Here is a 20,460-nt window from a genome sequence, read left to right on the forward strand (position 1 = left end):
GGGCGGCGCCGCGATCCCGGCGCCGCACGCCGACCGGCTGCGCCACGCCGAGGCCAGCGGCCGCCGGGCGGTCGCCCTGGCCGGGGCCGGCCCGCGGCCGCGCGAGATCATGACCGCCGCCAGCTTCCGCAACGCCCTGCGCGTGCTGCAGGCGGTCGGCGGCTCGACCAACGGCCTGATCCACCTCGCCGCCGTCGCCGGCCGCTGCGGCCTCGACATCGACCTCGAGGCCTTCGACCGGCTGGGGCGCGAGACGCCGGTGCTGGTCGACCTCAAGCCGAGCGGCCAGTACTACATGCAGGACCTCTTCGCCGCCGGCGGCCTGCTGCCGATCCTGCGCCAGCTGCGCCACCAGCTCGAGCTCGACTGTCCGACGGTCAGCGGCCGCACCCTGGGCGAGGAGATCGAGGCCGGGCCGCCGGACTGGCCGCAGCAGGTCGTGCGCCCCTTCGCGGCGCCGCTGTCGCCCCAGGGCGGGCTGCGCGTGCTGCGCGGCAACCTCGCCCCCGGCGGCGCCCTCATCAAGCGGTCGGCGGCCTCGCCGGCGCTGCTCAGGCACCGCGGCCGCGCCGTCGTCTTCGACTCCCTGGCCGACCTCGACGCCCGCATCGACAGCGACGAGCTCGAGGTCGCGGCCGAGGACGTGCTGCTGCTGCGCAACGCCGGCCCGCTCGGCGCGCCGGGCATGCCGGAATCGGGCTACATCCCGATCCCGCGCAAGCTGGCCCGCCAGGGCGTCAAGGACATGGTCCGCATCTCCGACGCCCGGATGAGCGGCACGGCCTTCGGCACCGTCGTGCTGCACGTCGCGCCGGAGGCCGCCGCCGGCGGCCCGCTCGGCCTGGTGCGCGACGGCGACCTGATCGAGCTGGACGTCGAGGCCGGCCGCCTCGAGCTGCTCGTCGCCGAGGAGGAGCTGGCGCGCCGGCGGGCCGAGGCCCCGGCGGCGAGCCCGCCCACGGCGGAGCGCGGCTACCTCAAGCTGTTCCTCGAGGAGGTGACGCAGGCGGACGAGGGCTGCGACTTCCGCTTCCTGCGGCCGCCCGGCCCGCGGGAGCGCACGCCGTAGGGCTCCCCCTCAGAACCCATCCGCGAAGGCGCGCACTCGCACGCTCCGCCTGTTGAAGGCCTCCCGGGCTTGTCCCATAGTGCCGCGCTTCAGGGGGCTGGCCGCCACCGGCGAAGGCGGGGCCAGCGAAGGGGGAAGGGCGAGGCGTGACGGCCGTCGGAATCGAAGCGATGAACCTCTACGGCGGCAGCGCCTACGTCGACGTGCTGGAGCTCGCGCGGCACCGCAGGCTCGACACGGCGCGCTTCGACAACCTGCTGATGAAGCAGAAGTCGGTGGCCCTGCCCTACGAGGATCCGGTGACCTTCGCGGTCAACGCCGCCAAACCGCTGATCGACGCCCTGCCGGAGGCGGAGAGGGACCGCATCGAACTGCTGATCACCTGCTCGGAGTCCGGCATCGACTTCGGCAAGTCGCTCAGCACCTACGTCCACCGCTGCCTCGACCTGAAGCGCAACTGCCGCCTGTTCGAGCTCAAGCAGGCCTGCTACTCGGGCACCGCGGGCCTGCAGATGGCGGCGAGCTTCGTGCTGTCCCAGGTCTCGCCGGGCGCCAAGGCCCTGGTCGTCGCCACCGACCTCTCGCGTTTCCTGGTCGCCGAGGACGGCGACGCCCTGACCATGGACTGGGCCTTCTTCGAGCCCAGCGGCGGCGCCGGCGCGGTCGCCTTCCTGGTCAGCGAGACGCCGGAGGTCTTCCAGCTCGACGTCGGCGCCAACGGCTACTACAGCTACGAGGTCATGGACACCTGCCGGCCGGTCGCCGACAGCGAGGCCGGCAACGTCGACCTGTCGCTGCTGTCCTACCTCGACTGCTGCAACGAGACCTTCCTGGAGTACTGCCGGCGGGTGCCCGAGGCCGACTATCGGACGACCTTCCAGTACCTCTGCTTCCACACGCCCTTCGGCGGCATGGTCAAGGGCGCGCACCGCACCATGATGCGCAAGCACGCGCGTACCAACCGCGACGAGACCGAGCAGGATTTCGAGGCGCGCGTGCAGCCCGGCCTGACCTACTGCCAGCGGGTCGGCAACATCATGGGTGCCACGGTCCTGCTGTCGCTCGCCGGCGCCATCGACCGCGGCAGCTTCGAGACGCCGCGGCGGATCGGCTGCTTCTCCTACGGCTCGGGCTGCAGCTCGGAGTTCTACAGCGGCGTCGCGACCGCGGCCGGCCAGGAGAAGCTGCGCGCGATGGACTTCGAGCGCCAGCTCGATGGCCGGCACCGGCTGTCGATGGCGGAGTACGAAGCGCTGCTCGCGGCCGGCGACACGGTGAAGTTCGGCACCCGCGACGTCGTCCTCGACACCGACCTCATCCCCGAGGTCTGGCAATCGATCCTGGCCGGCACCCGCGAGACCGCCGCCCCGCGCATCTTCCTGACCGAGATCAAGGGCTACCACCGGCAGTACGCCTGGGCGTGACCGGCGCCGAACCGCGCCGATTCGCGGGCGCTCTCGGGCGGCCTCGGCTTGCTATGGCGCCCGCTCGGCGGCACAGTGGCAGGGGGAGACCGCGCTGCGGGGCGCGGACCGGGGGGATCGGCCGCAGGCGGCCTTCCCACAGCTGAAAGTGGGCAGGGCGCCGCTCGATGACCGACGATCCGGCAGAGCATTTCAAGCGCGCCTCGGGGCTCTTCGAGCGCGCCTCGGGCGCGATGGCCCGCCTCGGCCTGGCCGACTTCGCCGAGGCCGAGGCGGTCGCCGCGGATCCCTGCTTCGGCGCCCTGCGCCGGCTGGCCGACGACCCGGCCGTGGCGCCGCTCGAGCTCCTGACGGCGGCCGCGGCGGCGGGGCTGCTGCCGGGCCGCCAGCCGCCGGAGGACCTTGCCGAGGCCGCCGCGCGCAAGCGCGACCTGCTGCAGCACCTTGAGCGCCGCGACTTCCGCGTCCGGCCGGCCGCGGCCGGGGACCTGCCGGCCCTGCAGCTGCTGGAGCGGCGCTGCTGGCCGCGCGGCCTGCGCACGCCCAAGGCGGTCCTGGCCCGGCGCATCGCCCGGCATCCCGAGGGGCAGCTGGTGCTGCTGGTCGGCGAGATCCTGGCCGGCGTCATCTATTCCCAGCGCATCGCCGAGGCCGGGGCGCTCGAGGGCATGACCGCGGCCCGGGTCGACCGGCTGCACGACCCGGCCGGCGCCACCGTCCAGCTGCTCGCGGTCAACATCCTGCCGGAGATGCAGGAACGCACCCTGGGCGACCAGCTGCTGGAGCTGATGCTGGTGCGCTGCAGCCTGGAGCCGGGCGTCGAGGCCGTGGTCGCGGTGACCCTCTGCCGCAACTTCGACGCCGCGGAAGGTGTTTCGCTGGCGGACTACCTCGCCCGGCGCAACGCCCAGGGCGTGCTCGCCGACCCGATCCTGCGCTTCCACGAGCTGCACGGCGCGACGGTCGAGCGGCCGCTGCCCGGCTACCGGCCCGCCGACCTGAAGAACCAGGGCTGCGGCGTGCTGGTCCGCTACGACATCCATCGCCGCCGCCGCCGCGACCTGCTGGCGTCCCCGCCGGGCCGGGCGCCGCAGGCGGCGGGGAAAACGCCGAGCCGGGCCGCGATCCGCGCCGGGGTCGAAGCCTCGGTCGGCGCCTGCCTGGGCGAGGGCGGGCAGGCGGCCTTCGCCTTCGACCGGCCGCTGATGGAGATGGGCCTGGACTCGGCCGGCCTGCTGGAGCTGGGCGAGCGGCTCGCCCACCGCTTCGGGGTGGCTTTGAGCCCCGGCTTCTTCTTCCGCTTCAACACCGCCGGAAAGGTCGCCGATCACCTCTGCGAAGAGCTCGCGCCGGTGCGGGCGAGGCCCGCGAAAGGCAGGGGGCGGGCCGCGCGCCCCGCGAAGGCCGCCAAAGGCGGCGCCGACTCACCTGAGGCTGCATTGCGCGACGCCGGCGCGCGCGACGTCGCCGTCGTCGGCCTGGCCTGCCGGCTGCCCGGCGGCCTCGACACACCCGAGGACCTCTGGGCCTGCCTGCGCGACGGCCGCTCGGTGCTCGGCGAGCTGCCGGCCGGCCGCTGGCGCTGGCCCGCGGGCATCGAGCCGGAGGGGCGGCACCGCGGCATCGCGCGCGGCGGCTTCCTGGAGGACGTCGCGGCCTTCGACGCGCCCTTCTTCCGGATCTCGCCGGCCGAGGCCGAGACCATGGACCCGCAGCAGCGCCTGCTGCTGGAGCTCTGCTGGCAGGCGATCGAGCAGGCCGGCTACGCGCCGGCCGCCCTGGCCGGCAGCCGGACCGGCGTCTTCGTCGGCGCCAGTGGCTCCGACTACGCCCGGCTGCTGGACCGCTCAGAGCGGCCGACCGAGGCGCACTACGGCACCGGCAGCGCGATGGCGGTGCTGGCCAACCGCATCTCCTATTTCTACGACCTCAACGGCCCCAGCCTGCTGCTCGACACGGCCTGCTCCAGCTCCTTGGTGGCGCTGCACGAGGCGGTGCGCTCGCTGGCAGACGGCGAGTCCGAGCAGGCGCTGGTCGCGGGCGTCAACCTGCTCCTGCATCCGGCCAACACGCTCGCCTACTACCAGGCCGGCATGCTCTCGAAGCAGGGCCAGTGCCGCCCCTTCGACGCCGAGGCCGACGGCTACCTGCGCAGCGAGGGCGCGGTCGTGCTGCTGCTCAAGCCGCTCGCCGCCGCCCTGGCCGACGGCGACCGGGTCCAGGCGGTGATCAAGGGCACGGCCTGCAACCACGGCGGCCAGGCCGGCGGCCTGACCGTGCCCAACCCCGAGCAGCAGGCCCGGCTGCTGCGGGCGGCCTGGCGCGCGGCGGGCATCGAGCCCACCGACCTCGGCTATCTCGAGGCCCACGGCACCGGCACCCCGCTCGGCGACCCGCTCGAGGTCCAGGGCATCCTCCAGGCCTTCGCCGAGGCGGGGGCGGAGCGACCGCCGTCGGCCGCACCCTGCGGCCTGGGCTCGGTCAAGAGCAACCTCGGGCACCTCGAGGCCGCCGCCGGCCTCGCCGGCCTGCTCAAGGCGGTGCTCTGCCTGCAGCGGCGCGCCTTGCCGGCGAGCCTGCACCTCCGACGCCTCAATCCCGAGATCGCGCTCGACGGCAGCGGCCTCGAGATCGTCGAGCGCCTGCGGCCCTGGGCCGCGCCCGCCGCGGGCGCGCCGCGCCTCGCCGGCGTCAGCAGCTTCGGCTCCGGCGGCACCAACGCCCATGTCGTCGTCGCCGAGGCCCCGCAGGTCCCGGAAGCGGGGGCGCAGGCGGGATCGGCAGCGGGTGCGGACGAGGGGCCGTTGCTCTTCCTCTTGTCGGCGCGGACCCCGGCGCAGCTGCAGGCCTACGCCCGGCGCTATCTCGACTGGCTGACCGCCGGGCCCGGCCGCTCGGTGCCGCTGGCCGACCTCGCCTGGCAGCTGCAGACCGGCCGCCAGGCCCTGGAGGAGCGCCTGGCGCTGGTCGTCGCCGGCCGGGAGGAGCTGGTCGCGGCCCTCAACGCCTTCTGCGCCGACCCGGCCCGCGGCCATTCCACCCAGGGCGCGACCGCCAACAGGGCCACGCCCGGCCGCTTCGGCGAGCTGACGCGCGGCGAGGCGGGGTGGGCCTTCGTCGAGGCGCTGGCGGCCGAGGGCGACCTGGAGCGCCTCGGACTGCTCTGGCTGGCCGGCGCCGAGGTCGACTGGTCGCTGCTCCATCCCTCGGGCGCGCCGGCGCGGCGGCGGCTCGACGTGCCGACCTATCCCTTCGCCCGCCACGCCTACTGGCTGCCCGGCGAGCCGCTGCCGGCGGAAGTTGGCGCGGCCGGCGAGGAGGTTCCGTCCGGGGAGACGGAAGGACCGCCGGCGATCCTGCTGGCACCGGTCTGGCGTGCGCTGAGCGCCCGGGAGACGCTGCCGGAGGCACTCTTCCCCGCGCCCGAGGCCCGGGTGCTGGCCATCGGTCCCAGCAACTGGAAGGAACGCGCCGGCGCGGCGCTCCCGGCCTCGACGCAATGGCTGGAGATCGACCCCGAGGCCTCGATCCCCGTTCTGACCGACCGGCTCCGCGCGCTCGAACCCTTCGACCGGATCCTGTGGCTGGCGCGGCCCGAGCCAGCCGGCGAGGCGGCCCTGCTGGAGCGGCAGGAGTCCGGCCTGCTCTTCCTGTTCCGGCTGGTCAAGGCGCTGCTCGCGCTCTCCCGGGACGAGCGGCCCCTGGACTGGACGGCGGTCACCTGGCGCAGCCAGGCCGTCTTCGGCAGCGAACGGCCGGAGCCGGCCGACGCCGGCGTTCCCGGCTTCCTCGGCGCCCTGGCCGGGGAGGTGCCGCTCTGGAGGGTGCGCTGCCTCGACCTGGAGGACGCGCAGGACTGGCCGCTCCCGGACCTGCCTTCGGCCGAGACCGCGCCCAGCGGCGAGGTGCTCGCCAGGCGAAGCGGGCAGTGGTTCCGGCGCCGCCTCGGGCCTGTCGAGGCACTGCCCGACGGCCCGCCCGCCTATCGCCAGAACGGCGTCTACGTCGTCGTCGGCGGCGCCGGCGGCGTGGGTGAAGCCTGGACGCGCCACCTCGTCGAGCACTTCCAGGCCCAGGTCGTCTGGATCGGCCGGCGCCCGGCGGACGCCGCGATCCGCGCCAAGCTCCAGGCGCTGGCCGCGCTCGGGCCGGCGCCGCTCTACCTCGCCGCCGACGCCTCGGATCCGGCGGCCCTGGCGGCCGCCCACGCGGAGATCAAGCGGCGCTGGCCGGCGGTCCACGGTGTCGTCCAGGCCGCCGTCGGCGCCTTCGACCGCAGCCTCGCCGAGACCGAAGAGGCGCACTTCCGCGAGGTCCTTTCGGCCAAGGTCGAGGCCAGCGTCCGGGTCGCGCAGGCCTTCGAGGACGAGCCGCTCGACTTCCTGCTGTTCTTCTCCTCGGTCGTCGCCCTGGAGCGCAACGGCGGCCTCAGCGGCTACGCCGCCGGCGGCGCCTTCGCCGACGCCCTGGCGCTCTCGCTGCGCGGCCGGCGGCCCTATCCGGTCCAGGTCGTCAACTGGGGGCACTGGCAGATCGGCAGCGCGGCGGCGCTCTCCGAGGCCGCCAAGACGCGCCTGCGGCTGGGCGGCGTCCTGCCGATCCGCCCGGACGAGGCGATGGAGGCGCTGCAGCGCCTGCTCGGCGCGCCGCTCGGCCAGGTCGCCCTGCTGCGGAACCGCCGGATCGAGGCGCTGCCCCTGGTCGACACCGCCCGCAGTCTGCGGGTCCAGGCCGGTCCCGCCGTCCCCCGGCCGCTGCCGGCGCCGGTCGCGGCGACGGCGGCCGAGGTCGAGTCCCTGAAGCCAGTCAGCCTCTTCGCCAACGTGGCGCTGGAGGCGCGGCTCGCCGATCTCTTCGCCGCGACGCTGAACTCTCTGGGACTGACCGAGGGGTCGGAAAGCGGTCCCGCCGGCTTCCACGGACAATGGCTTGAGGCTGGGCGGGCGCTGCTGGCCGAGCGCGCCGGCGCCGCGCCGCCCGACCTGGCGCAGGCCTGGCGCGACTGGGAGGCGGCCAAGGCCGCGGAGTTGGCCGGGCCCGACCTCGAGGCGGCGGTCGCGCTGGCCGAGGATTGCCTGCGGCGGCTGCCCGAGATCCTGTCGGGGCGCCTGCGCGCCACCGACCTGCTGTTTCCCGAGGCCTCCATGGCGCGGGTCGAGGGCGTGTACGGCGGCAACGCCGTCGCCGACCACTTCAACGGCCAGCTCGCCGAGGCGCTGGCCGCCGCCGTCGAGGCCCGCCAGCGCGAGGAGCCCCGGGCGCGCCTCAGGATCCTCGAGGTCGGCGCCGGTACCGGCAGCACCACGGCCCTGGTCCTGCCGCGCCTCGCGCCCTACGCCGGCCGCATCGCCGAGTACGCCTTTACCGACCTCTCGAAGGCCTTCCTGTTCCACGCCGAGGCGCGCTTCGGCGACTGCCCCTTCCTGCGGCCGCGGCTGTTCGACCTGGAGAGGCCGCTGGCCGGGCAGGGACTGGAGGCGGGCGCCTACGACCTGGTCGTCGCGACCAACGTGCTCCATGCCACGCGCGACATCCGGCGCACCCTGGCCGGCTGCAAGGCGGCGCTCGGCCGCGGCGGCCTGCTGCTGCTCAACGAGCTCGCCGGCCGCTCGCTCTTCGCGCACCTGACCTTCGGCCTGCTGGAGGGCTGGTGGCTGGCCGAGGACCGGCCGCTGCGCATGCCCGGCGCGCCCGGCCTCTACCCGGAGACCTGGCGGCGGGTGCTGGCGCAGGAGGGCTTCGACGAGGTCAGCTTCGCAGACCCCCACTCCCACGTCCTCGGCCAGCAGGTGATCCTCGCCCGCAGCGACGGCCTCGCCTGGCAGCAGGCCCGGCCGGCTGCCGCTGCGCCGGTTGCGCCTGCGGCGCCGGCCGGCGAGGAAGCCCAGGAGGCGGGCGCGGTTCCCGAGCTGAAGCGGGCGGCCGAGCAGCACCTGAGGCGCCTCGTCGCCAAGGTGCTGCGCATGGACCCCGAGGCGCTCGACCCGCGCGAGCCGCTCGAGGCCTACGGCATCGACTCGATCCTGATCGGCCAGATCACCGCGGCCCTGCGCGGGTCCTTCCCCGAGGTCGGCGCGACGCTGCTCTTCGAGTGCCAGACCGTCGGCGCGCTCGCCGACCACCTGCTGCGCACCAGCCGCGACCGGGTGCGCCGCGTGACCGGATTGTCGGAAGTCCCGGCACCGCCTGCCGCCTCGCCTGTCGCGGCGCCTCTTTCCGGGCCGCCCGCTTCCGCCGTGGCCGAAGCGGCGCCGGAGCCGATCGCCGTCATCGGCATGAGCTGCCGCTTCCCGCAGGCCGACGGCCTCGAGGCCTACTGGCGGGTGCTGAGCGCGGGCGAGAGCTGCATTCGCGAGGTGCCGGCCGACCGCTGGCCGCTGGAGGGCTTCTTCGAAGCCGACTCCGAGGTCGCGGTCGCGCAGGGCCGCAGCTACGGCAAGTGGGGCGGCTTCCTCGAGGAGGTCACCGCCTTCGACCCGCTGTTCTTCAACATCTCGCCGAAGGAGGCGGTCGGCATCGATCCCCAGGAGCGGCTGTTCCTGCAGACCGCCTGGGCGACCCTGGAGGATGCCGGCTACACGCGCGAGCGGCTGGCGCGGGACTTCGACCGGCGGCTCGGCGTCTTCGTCGGCATCACGCGCACCGGCTTCGACCTCTTCGGCCCCGACCTGTGGCGGCGCGGCGAGCGGCTGCAGCCGCACACCTCCTTCAGCTCGGTCGCCAACCGCCTGTCCTACTTCCTCGACGCGCGCGGCCCGAGCGTGCCCGTCGACACCATGTGCTCCTCCTCGCTGACGGCGATCCACCAGGCCTGCCAGAGCCTGCGCGCCGGCGAGTGCCGCCTGGCGCTGGCCGGCGGCGTCAACCTCTACCTCCACCCCTCCGGCTACGTCGGCCTCAGCGCTTCGCGCATGCTCTCGCCCGACGGCCTCTGCCGCAGCTTCGGCAAGGGCGGCAAGGGGTTCGTGCCCGGGGAGGGCGTCGGCGCCGTGCTGCTCAAGCCGCTGTCCCGCGCCCTCGCCGACGGCGACCGGATCTACGCGACGATCCGCGCGACCCACGTCAACCACGGCGGCAAGACCAACGGCTATACCGTGCCGAACCCCCTGGCCCAGGCCGAGCTGGTCGGCGAGGCGCTGCGCAAGGCCGGGCTCGGCGCGCGCGCGGTCAGCTGCCTCGAGGCCCATGGCACCGGCACCGAGCTCGGCGACCCGATCGAGGTCGCCGGCCTGACCCGCGCCTTCCGGGAGACGACGCAGGACAGCGGCTTCTGCAGCCTGGGCTCGGCCAAGTCGACCATCGGCCACCTGGAGGCGGCGGCCGGCATCGCCGGCTTCATCAAGGTCGTGCTGCAGCTGCGACACCGCCAGCTGGCGCCCAGCCTGCACGCCGCCGAGACCAACCCCGAGATCGACTTCGCCGCGACGCCCTTCTTCGTCCAGCAGGCGCTGGCGGACTGGCCGCGGCCGAGGCTGCCGGGACCGCAGGGCCCGGAGGAGGCGCCGCGCATCGCCGGCCTCTCCTCCTTCGGCGCCGGCGGCGCCAACGCCCACGTCATCCTCGAGGAGTACGAGGAGCCCGAGGCGCCGTCGGCAGAGGCGGGCCGCTTCCCCATCGTGCTGTCGGCCCGCAGCGAGGAGCGGCTGAAGGCCTATGCCGCCCGCCTGGCCGATTTCCTGGCGGCGCGCCTGGCCGCCGGTGAGGCGCCCGAGCTCGCCGACCTGGCCTACACGCTGCAGGTCGGCCGCGAGGCGATGGACCATCGACTGGGCCTGGTCGCGGACTCGCCGGAGGCGCTGCGCGCGCGGCTCGAGGCTTTTGCCGCCGGGTCCGAGGTCGCCGAGTCCGGGCGTGCGGGCCTCCACCTCGGCCACGCCCGCCAGGCCCGGGAGATCGCCGGCGCCGGGGAGGCGGCGCTGCAGGAGCGGCTCGCCGGCTGGTTCGCCGCCGGCGAGCACGATCGCCTGCTGAGCTTCTGGACGAAGGGTGTATCGGTCGACTGGGAGGCCCTGCAGCGCGGCCGTCGGGCTGCCGGGCGCCTGCCCCGGCGCATCGCCCTGCCGAGCTATCCCTTCGCCACGACCCGCTACTGGCTGCCGATCCCGGCAGCGGAGGTCGAGACCGCGCCGGAGCCCGCACCGCCGGCCCAGACCGTCGCGGCGGCACCCTTGCCGGCACCCGCCGCGACCTTCGCGAAGCCCCACGCCGTCGTCCTGCGCGACCCGGCCTCGGTGCCGACCCGCTTCCCGCAACCGGCGGCGGCCGGGCAGCGCACCCTAAGAAAGTTGTCGAGCTTCGGCCCGCAAGCCCTGGAACCGCTTGGACAAGAGGCGGCGCTGGTGCTGCAGGATCTCGGCGAGGGCCTCGTCTCGGTCGGGCCGGATCCGGCCGATGCGCGCCCGCTCGATCCCGAGGCCGCCTGCGCCGCTCTCGTCGCCTGCCTCGGCTGGCTCGGCGGCCAGGGGGAGGCCGGGTCGAAGGTGCTGCTGCTGAAGGGACTCGACCGGCTGCTGGCCGACAGCCCGTCGTCGGCCTCGGTCCGGATGGCGGCCGAGGCGCTGGCCGCCTGCGCGCTGCCGGTCGTGGCCGTGCTGGAGGGCGAGATCCGCGGCGCCGCCGCCACCCTGGCCGAGGCCTGCGACCTGGCGATCTGCAGCACCGAAGGCACCTACGCCTTCGGCTCGGCAGCGGCGCTGCCCGGCAGCGAGCTCCGTCAGGCCGGCTTCACCCTGCCGGTCGTGGCCACGGACGAGCTCGAGGCGCGCGCGCTCGAGTTGGCGCGCAGCATCGCGCGCGGCTCGGCGCCGGCCCTGGCCGCGCTCAAGGGGCATCTGGCACGGGACGGAAGCGCGCTCGCCCCGCGCGGGCAGGGCGGGACGCTGGCGGCCGACCTCGCCGGACCCGCGCGCGCGGAGGCGGCGGGCGCGCCCAGGCGCATCGCCCTCGACTCCGCGGTCGTGACCCTCGAGGCCTACCCCGACGGGGTCGCCGTGATGACGCTCTGCGAGCGGGCGAGCCGCAATACCTTCTCGCCGGCCTTCGTCGAGGGCGTCCTGGAGGCCTTCGAGCGGATCGACGGCGATCCCGGCCTCAAGGTCGTGGTGCTGACCGGCTTCGAGTCCTACTTCGCCTGCGGCGGCACCCGCGAGGGCCTGCTGGCGATCCAGGGCGGCCGCGCGCGCTTCACCGACGAGCAGAGCTACAGCCGGCCGCTCGCCTGCGAGATCCCGGTGATCGCGGCGATGCAGGGCCACGCCATCGGCGCCGGCTGGGCGATGGGCCTGTTCTGCGACGCCGCCGTCTACAGCGAGGAGAGCGTCTACCAGAGCCCCTACATGCTCTACGGCTTCACGCCGGGCGCCGGCTCGACGCGGGTCTTCCCGGAGCGCCTGGGCGCGGGCCTCGGCCGCGAGGTCCTGTTGACCGCCCGCGAGTACCAGGGCCGCGAGCTGCGCGCGCGCGGCCTCGGCCCGGTGCTGCCGCGCCGCGAGGTCCTGGGCCACGCGCTCGCCCTGGCGCACCGCCTGGCGAGCTCGAGCCGGCAGGCCCTGGTCGAGGACAAGCGCAGCCGCAGCGCGGCGCTGCGCGCCAGCCTGCCCGCGGTCTTCGAGCGCGAGCTGGCGCTGCACGACCGGACCTTCGTCGGCAACCCCGAGGTCATCGAGCGGATTGCCCGCCACTTCGAGGGCGCCGCGCCGGAGCCGGCGACACCGCCGGCTGACCGCGGGTCGGCGCCCACGCCCGGCGCGCTGTGCGAGATCCTGCGCGAGACCCTGGCCGCCGAGCTGCAGATGGCGCCGGAGCAGATCGAGGAGGAGACTCCCTTCATCGACCTGGGCCTGGACTCGATCGGCGCCGTCACCTGGGTGCGCCGGCTCAACGAGCGGCTCGGCCTTTCCCTGGCCGCGACCAGGGCCTACAGCCACCCGAACCTGCTGCGCTTCTCGGCCTTCGTCCTGGCCGAGCTGGGCGGAGACCGGCCGGAGGCCGAGGCCGGCACCGGCCTGCAGGACGCCGAAGAGCTGCGGGCCTGGCTGCGCGAGACCCTGGCCCGGGAGCTGGGGATGGCGCCGGGCGAGCTCGACGAGGACGCCAAGTTCATCGACCTCGGCCTCGATTCCATCGCCGCTGTCACCTGGATTCGGGCGATCGCCGAGCGCTACGGCCTGGCCGTCGCCGCGACGCGCGTCTACAGCCACCCGACGCTCGCCGAGTTCCACCGCCACCTGGTCGAGCTCGGCCGGCAGCAGGGCGTCTTCGGTGGCTCGGGCACGCCGGCGGCCGTCGCGGCCCCCCGCGCCGCGCCGCCGGCGCATGAGCCGGTCCTGCTGCACGCCTTCCCCCTGACGCCTGCCGCGGCGCCGCACCCGGCGCCCGACATCCCGGCGCCAGCGGTCCCGACGGCCGCGACCCAGGCCGCCACCACGCAGCCGATCGCCATCGTCGGCATGGCCGGCCAGTTCCCCAAGGCCGGCGACCTCCGCCAGTTCTGGCGAAACCTCGCGGAGGGACGGGACTGCGTGTCGGAGATCCCGCCGTCGCGCTGGCCGCTCGAGGACTACTACGACGCCGACCGCAGCGCGCCCGGCAAGACGGTCTGCCGGCGCATGGGCCTGCTCGAGGACATCGACCGCTTCGACCCCCTGTTCTTCGGCATCGCGCCCGCCGAGGCCGAGCTCATGGACCCGCAGCAGCGGCTGTTCCTGGAGAATAGCTGGCGCTGCATCGAGGACGCCGGCTACGACCCGCAGGCCCTGGCCGGCAGCCGCTGCGGCGTCTTCGTCGGCTGCGGTGCCGGCGACTACCACCAGCTGCTGGCCGGGCAGCCGCCGAGCGCCCAGGGGCTGATCGGCGAGTCGGTGGCCATGCTGCCGGCGCGCATCGCCTACGTCCTCGACCTGCAGGGGCCCTGCCTCGCCATCGACACGGCCTGCTCGGCCTCCCTGGTCGCCATCGCCAATGCCTGCGACAGCCTGGTGCTCGGCGACAGCGACCTGGCGCTCGCCGGCGGCGTCTACGTCGTCACCGGCCCCGACATCCACGTCAAGATGAGCCAGGCCGGCATGCTGTCCCCGGACGGCCGCTGCTACAGCTTCGACCAGCGCGCCAACGGCTTCGTGCCCGGCGAGGGCGTCGGCGTGCTGCTGCTCAAGCGCCTGGCCGACGCCGAGCGCGACGGCGACGACATCCGCGCCGTGATCCGCGGCTGGGGCGTGAACCAGGACGGCCGGACCAACGGCATCACCGCGCCGAACCAGGAGTCCCAGACCCGCCTGGAGGTCGGCGTCTACCGCAAGTTCGTCCTCGATCCCGAGCGCATCGGCCTGGTCGAGGCGCACGGCACCGGCACCAAGCTCGGCGATCCGATCGAGGTCGAGGCGCTCCGCGCGGCCTTCGGAAGCTTCACCGACCGGCGCGGCTTCTGCGCCCTAGGCTCGGTCAAGAGCAACCTCGGCCACCTGGCGACGGCCGCCGGCGTCACCGGCGTCGTCAAGACGGTGCTGGCGCTGCAGACGGGCCTGCTGCCGCCGACCATCAACCACGAGACGCCGAACGAGCACATCGCGCTCGAGGACAGCCCCTTCTACGTCAACACCGACTGCCGGCCCTGGCCCGCCGGGGCCGGGGGCGAACGCCTCGCCGCCGTCAGCTCCTTCGGCTTCAGCGGCACCAACGCGCACCTGGTGCTGGGCGAGGCGCCGCCGCGCCCGCCCGCCGCCGGGATGGCCGAGGGACCGGTGCTCTTCCCGCTGTCGGCGCGCAGCCCCGAGCAGCTGGCGCGCTATGCCGGCGCCCTTGCCGAGTGGCTGGCCGAGGAGCCGGAGGCGGCGAGCCTAGCCGAGCTCGCCCATACCTTCCAGACGGGCCGGCCGGCCTTCCGCCACCGCCTGGCGATCCTCGCCGCCACCCGCGAGGAGCTGCGCGAGCGGCTGTCGGCCTGCGCCGCGAACGACCTCGGTGACCCGCACTGCTGGACCGGCGAGGCCGGCAAGGCCGTGCCGCCCACCTCGGCGCGGGCGCCGGGGCCAGCCGACCTGGCGGGCCTGGCCGCGCGCTGGGTCGCGGGCGAGCCGGTCGAATGGCGCCGGCTGCACCGGCCCGGGCAGGCGCGCCGCCGCCACGGCCTGCCGAGCTATCCCTTCGCCCGCGAGCGCTACTGGGTGCCGGAAGCGGCGAGCGCCGCTGAGCCCGCCAAGGTGCCCGCCGAGAAGACGGCCGCCGAGCCCGGCCCCTGGCGCCGCAGCGCGCTGCCGGAGGGTCTCGACTGGCAGGGCCGGCTGCGCGAGCGCCTGGACGGCGAGATCCTGGTCGTCGGCGACGAGGCATCGGCAGAGGGTCGGGCCCTGGCGGCGCTGCTCGGACGGCTGGCCGAGGCCGCCGCCCTGTCGGCCCAGCCGCGCCTCCGCTTCTGCCGCGCCGAGGCGCTGGCGCCGGAACCGGCGCCGGACTGGGCGATCCTGCTGGCGGAGGAAGCGGGGGGCGAGCAGACGTCCGCCCTGGTCAGCCGCCTGGCCGCCGGTGCCGGCCGGCTGGCTCTCTTCGCGAGGGCCGACGCCGCGACGGCGGAGCGGCTGGGGGCCGCGCTTGCGGCAGAGCCCTCCGGCGCCCGTCGCCCGCTCCTGCTGGTCGGGCAGGACGACACTTCCGATGCCGCGGCGGCGATGCAGCGACTGGTCACGGAGTGGCTGGCCTGCGAGGGGCAGGACGGGCTGAGCGAGGTCCGCTACGAGGGCGACCGGCGGTTCTGCCGCGTCGCGCGCGCCGAGACCGGCGTCGAGCGCCTCTGCCGGCTCGAGGTCGACTGGCGGCCCAAGGCGCCGGTGCCGGCCGAGCCGCCGCTGCGCCGCCGCACCCTGCTCCTGCTGGTTAACGAGGAGACCTGCGAGCTTGCCGGCCGCCTGTTCGAGCCGGGCGACTTCGAGCGGGTCGTGCTGGTCGGCGACGCCAGCGTGCCGGCCGGCCGGCTCGACAACGTCATCGACTTCGCCGACCCGGCCGCCGCCCGGATCGGCGCCCGCATCCTGCTCGACCGCTTCGAGGACATCGACCACCTGGTCGACCTCGGCGCCCTGCACGAGGCACCGGCCGAGGAGGACGAGGACCCCGCAGGCCGGACGCTCTTCTATCAGGCGCTGGTCGGCACCTGCCGCGACCTCTCGATCCTCTACCTGACCAAGGGCCTGCTGCCCTTCCGCTGCGAGCGGATGAGCCTGGCCGGCGCCCGCTTCGCCGGGCTGGTCGCCATGCTCGGCGCCGAGTACCGCCAGGTCGCCGCCCGGGTCCTGGATATCGACCAGGCGACCCAGGACGACCCGCCGCTGCTGCGGCGCCTGCTCCTGCAGGAGCTCGGGTCCGCGCTGCAGGAGACCACGCTCTGTGTCCGCGAGGGCGCGCGCTTCGCGCCGCTGCTGGCGGCGGAGGCCGCGGGGTCTGGCGGGCTCGACTCCCTGGAGCTGAACCCCCTGGAACTCGACCCCCTGGAGCTGGACGAGGAGGCCGTCTACGTCGTCAGCGGCGGCACCAACGGCGTCGGGCTGGAGATCGCGGGTCACCTCGCCGACAGGGGTTGCCGCAAGCTCGTGCTGATGGGTGTGACGCCGCTGCCGCCGCGCGAGAGCTGGGCCCAGGCGCTCGAGCAGGAGGCGCTGGAGCCCTACCTCGCGGACAAGCTGCGCGCGCTGCTCGCGCTCGAAGCGCGCCTCGAGCAGCTCGAGGTCTATACAGGCTCCCTGGCCGTCCGCGACGCCCTGCGCCACTACTTCGTGCGGGTCCGCGCGACCCTGGGGCCGATCCGCGGCGTGGTCCACGCCGCCGCGCTCTACTCCGATCCGGCGACGCCGGCCTTCGCCGCCAAGAGCCTGGAGTCCCTGCGCGCCGTCTGGGAGCCGAAGGCCGAGGGGCTGGAGAGCCTGCACGCCGTCTTCAAGGCGGACCCGCTGGACTTTTTTGTCTCCTTCGTCTCCCTGACCGGGCTGGTCCCGCACCTGGCGCGCGGCGCCGCCGACTACGCCATGGCCAACGCCTTCGTCGATTTCTTCACGACCTACCAGCACCGGCAGCACGAGCGGCGGTGCTACCGCACGATCCTCTGGTCGGACTGGAACGAGACCGGCGGGATCACGCGGGTCGCGCCGGAACGGGCGGCGGCCGTGCGGGAGACCTTCGCGCGGCTCGGCCTGCGGACCTTCTCGAACCGGGAGGGCCGGGCGCTCTTCGACCGGGCGATGGGCGAGGGCCTCGGCAGCCGGGTGATCGTCGGCTACCTCGACCCGCGCCGCTTCGAGCAGGTCCGCCCGCAACTGCTCCACGCCCAGCCCGCCATGCCCGAGCCCGTCATGCCCAAGCCTGCCGGGTCCGAGCCGGAAGGGCCGGCGGCGCTCCTGCTCGGGCACCTGGAGCGCTGGGAGGCCGAGAAGCGGGCCGGGCGGGCGGTGCCGCCCCGCGAGATCACCGCCGTCGTCGGGCTGCCCGAGATCCGGCGCCTCGCGCCCGCGCTGATCCATCGCCTCCACGCGCTGCTGTTCGGCGCCGCGGCCCCGGTCGCCGAGGGCGCGCCGGTCGAGACGCCGGCGGCCGTGCGTACCCCGGCCGAAAGCGCCCCGGCCGAGAGCGCCCCAACCGAGAGCGCCCGGGTCATCGCCGAGACGGTCCGCGAGGTGCTGAAGCTGAAGACCCTCGATCCCGCTCAGCCCTTCCAGAGCTATGGCCTGGATTCGATCTCGGCGATGGTGCTCTCGACGCGCCTGGAAAAGCGCCTGGGGCGGGAGCTGCCGCCGCAGTGGCTGATCGAGCACCCGACCGTCGAGAGGCTGTCGCGCCACCTGGCGGCGCAAGGGGCTTCGCCCCAAGCCGGCACGTCCCAGCCCTCGGGCGGCACGCTGTGAGCGAGACCGTCGAGCAGCTGCTCGGCCTGCGCCCGACCGCCCGGCGGGCCGCGCCGCCGCGCCAGGGCATGCGCTTCAGCGTCCTGTTCTTCTCGGACGTCCGCAAGGACGTGGCCGACGCCGAGAAGTACGCCTTCATGCGCGACATCACCCTCTTCGCCGACCGGGCCGGCTTCGAGGCGGTCTACCTGCCCGAGCGGCACTTCCACGAGTTCGGCTCGATCTACGCCAACCCGGCGATCATGGCGGCGCACCTGATTCCCCAGACCGCGCGCATCCGCTTCCGCACCGCCGGCGTCTCGCTGCCGCTGCACCATCCGGCCGAGGTCGTCGAATGGTGGGCGATGAACGACGTGCTGTCGCAGGGCCGCGTCGACCTCGGCTTCGGCTCGGGCTGGGCGCGGGACGACTTCATCCTGGCGCCGGACAGCTACGAGGACCGGCGGCGGATCCTGAGCGAGAACATCTCCGTAGTGCAGCGCCTGTGGCGCGGCGAGCCGGTCGCCTTTCCCGGCCCCGGGGGGCAGGAGGTGACGGTGACGGTCTACCCGCGGCCGCTGCAGCCGGAGCTCACGGTCTGGCTGCTGGTCGCCCAGAACGACGGCGGCTTCCTCCATGCCGGCCGCCAGGGCTACAACGTCTTCACCATGCTCTACGGCAACAATCTCGAGGCCATGGCCAAGAAGGTCGCCCTCTACCGGGAGGGGCGGCGCGAGGCCGGGCTCGATCCCGAGGCGGGGACCGTGACGCTGATGCTGCACACCCTCCTGCTCGAGGACCGCGAGCAGGTCCGCGAGGCCGTCGAGGCGCCCTTCCGCGACTACATCAGGAGCGCGCTCGAGGCCCACGTGAAGGCCGCCCTCGACGAGAAGGGCGGGGTGCCGCTGAGCGAGGCCGAGAAGGCGAAGATGCTGGACTACGCCTACCAGCGCTACTTCCGCACCGGCGCGCTCTTCGGCACGCCCGACGACGGCCGGCAGGTCGTCGAGCAGGCGAGGGCCGCCGGCATCGACGAGATCGCCTGCCTGCTCGACTTCGGCGCCGACTACCCCCTGGTCCGGCAGTCCCTCGGCCACCTCGAGCGCCTGGCCGCCGGCTACCGCCCGGCGGGCTGAGCGGGCCTACGGCGTCGGGCGCCTTCACGCCCCTCGACAGGCTCGGGACGAAGCAAGGGGTGGCGCGGCTTCACGATCCGACCCTTCGAGCCCTCTCCCTCTTTGCTTCGTCCCGAGCCTGTCGAGGGGCGTGCGCGCACCGCCGGCGACGAAGCCTGCCGCCCCTCGACGAGCCCGCGGGCGGCGATTGGCCGCCCTCGGGCCTGATGCCGGCTGCGCGACACTGGGCGCCCCGATGGAGTTGCGCCCATGCCCTCTGCAGATCTCCTGATCCCCTTCTTCCTGGCCTCGGCGGTCTTCGCCTGCGTCCCCGGGCCGGGGATGTTCTACGCCGCCGCTCAGACGCTCGCCGCGGGCCGGAAGGCCGGCTGGTGGTCGGCGCTCGGCTTTCATATCGCCGGCCTTGGGCATATCGCCGCCGCCGCCTTCGGCGTCTCGGCCCTGCTCGCCGCCGTGCCGGCGCTCTTCACGGCAATGAAGCTCGTCGGCGCGGCCTACCTGATCTGGCTCGGCGTCAGGTACCTGAGAGGCGGGCGGTCCTCGGTGCCCGCGCCCCGCAGGACGCCCGCGCCGACGGCGCTGAAGGCGCTGCGCGACAGCGTCGTGGTGGAGGCCTTGAACCCCAAGTCGGCGCTCTTTCACCTCGCCTTCCTGCCGCAGTTCACGGATCCCGCCGCAGGCCTCCCGATCTAGGCGCCGGCCTCGGCCGGAGCCGCCGGCGCGACCTCTTCCAGGGCGAAGTAGCCGTTGTAGCCCTCCAGGTAGACGGCGGCGCGGTGGCCGAAGAGGACGACCGCGGGAGTCTTGGTGGTCAGGGCCCGCTCGTAGCCGGCGACCGTGACGCGCGTGCCGACCGGGTGGCGGCGGTTCCAGGCGGCCACCGTCGCCTGCGCGTCGGGGCGCGCCTCCGGCTCCAGCTCGGGCGCAGAAGCGGCCGGCGCGGGCGGGTTGGCCTCGAAATCGCTGCGGATGCCACGGACCAGCTTGGTCAGGACGTCGCCGGGGCCGAGCTCCAGGAAGTCGGTCACGCCCTCGCTCAGCAGGAAGCGCACCGAGTCCAGCCAGCGCACCGGCTGGGTCAGTTGGTCGGCCAGCCGGCGCGCGGTCTCGCCGGACCGGTAGGGCTGGGCGTCGACGTTGGCGACCACCGGAATCTGCGGCTCGGCGAAGGTGAACTCGGCCAGGAAGGCGGCGAAGGCCTCGCCCGCCGGGCGCATGTAGCGCGAGTGGAAGGCGCCGCCGACGTTGAGCGGGATGTAGGTCGCGCCGTTGCGCTCGAAGCAGTCCTGGGCCGCCCGGATGTCGGGCTCCAGGCCCGAGAGGATGGTCTGGGCGGGCGCGTTGAAGTTCGCCACGTCGAGAGCTTCCAGGCCGTTCTCGGCCAGGATCTCGGCGATCCGCCCGGCGGGCAGGCCGACCACCGCCGCCATGGTGCCCTTGGGGGCGGCGGCCATCAGCTCGCCGCGCTGCCTGACCAGCTTCAGGCCGTCCTCGAAGCCGACCGCGCCGGCGCACTCCAGCGCGTTGTATTCGCCCAGGCTGTGGCCGGCGACGAAGTCGGGCTGCGCGCCGGTTTCCTGCAGGCGGCGCCGGTGGCTCAGCGCGTTGACGACGTAGAGCGCCGGCTGGGTGAACTGGGTCCGGGTCAGTCGGCGCTCGGGGTCGCGCAGGCAGAGCTCCGCGATGGAATAGCCCAGGACCGCGTCGGCGGCCTCGGTCAGCTCGGGAAAGGCCTCGAACAGGCCGTCGCCCATGCCGACGCGCTGCGACCCCTGGCCGGGAAAGAGGTAGGCTTGCATGGCGGGTTCTTCCGGCAGTGGCGGGACGGCGAGGAGATTAGCAACTCCGCCGCGGGCGCACTACCGGCCCGCCAGGCCGAATCCCGCTACGGTCGACGCTCCGTGCCAACGCGGCGGTTGCGCGGCGGCCGTCTTCGCGCCTCAATGGCCGAGGGGCGACGAAGACAG

General features: G+C 74.7%; 6 protein-coding genes. 5 read left to right on the forward strand and 1 reads right to left on the reverse strand.

The window, feature by feature from the left end:
- The 5 genes from WD341_RS13925 to WD341_RS13945 form a co-directional block, all read left to right on the forward strand.
- Window positions 1-1,069 (forward strand): dihydroxy-acid dehydratase (locus WD341_RS13925; RefSeq protein ID WP_368426071.1); only part of this gene is annotated, 1,069 nt, incomplete at its 5' end.
- Between the two features lie 146 nt (window positions 1,070-1,215).
- On the forward strand, window positions 1,216-2,493 hold the full coding sequence (locus WD341_RS13930) for a hydroxymethylglutaryl-CoA synthase family protein (RefSeq protein WP_368426072.1): 1,278 nt from the start codon (window positions 1,216-1,218) through the stop codon (window positions 2,491-2,493).
- A gap of 167 nt (window positions 2,494-2,660) precedes the next feature.
- Complete coding sequence (locus WD341_RS13935) at window positions 2,661-17,378, forward strand: SDR family NAD(P)-dependent oxidoreductase (RefSeq protein WP_368426073.1); 14,718 nt, start codon at window positions 2,661-2,663, stop codon at window positions 17,376-17,378.
- Complete coding sequence (locus tag WD341_RS13940; RefSeq protein ID WP_368426074.1) at window positions 17,375-18,493, forward strand: MupA/Atu3671 family FMN-dependent luciferase-like monooxygenase; 1,119 nt, start codon at window positions 17,375-17,377, stop codon at window positions 18,491-18,493. The genes WD341_RS13935 and WD341_RS13940 overlap by 4 nt, the downstream gene beginning before the upstream one ends.
- A 249-nt stretch (window positions 18,494-18,742) precedes the next feature.
- Window positions 18,743-19,186, forward strand: a complete 444-nt coding sequence (locus WD341_RS13945) for a LysE family translocator (RefSeq protein ID WP_368426075.1) — start codon at window positions 18,743-18,745, stop codon at window positions 19,184-19,186.
- Here the strand turns inward: WD341_RS13945 and fabD are convergent.
- Window positions 19,183-20,292, reverse strand: a complete 1,110-nt coding sequence (gene fabD, locus WD341_RS13950; RefSeq protein ID WP_368426076.1) for an ACP S-malonyltransferase — start codon at window positions 20,290-20,292, stop codon at window positions 19,183-19,185. The two genes, WD341_RS13945 and fabD, sit on opposite strands and share 4 nt — an antisense overlap.
- Window positions 20,293-20,460: the final 168 nt, after the last annotated feature.

This window comes from Tistlia sp. (assembly GCF_040905785.1).
Lineage (GTDB): Bacteria > Pseudomonadota > Alphaproteobacteria > Kiloniellales > DSM-21159 > Tistlia.

What these genes read in the sequence shown, in the direction of transcription:
- WD341_RS13935 (WP_368426073.1), top strand. Translation starts at nt 2,661, where the DNA reads ATGACCGACGATCCGGCAGAGCATTTCAAGCGCGCCTCGGGGCTCTTC.
- fabD (WP_368426076.1), bottom strand. Translation starts at nt 20,292, where the DNA reads ATGCAAGCCTACCTCTTTCCCGGCCAGGGGTCGCAGCGCGTCGGCATG.
- WD341_RS13945 (WP_368426075.1), top strand. Translation starts at nt 18,743, where the DNA reads ATGCCCTCTGCAGATCTCCTGATCCCCTTCTTCCTGGCCTCGGCGGTC.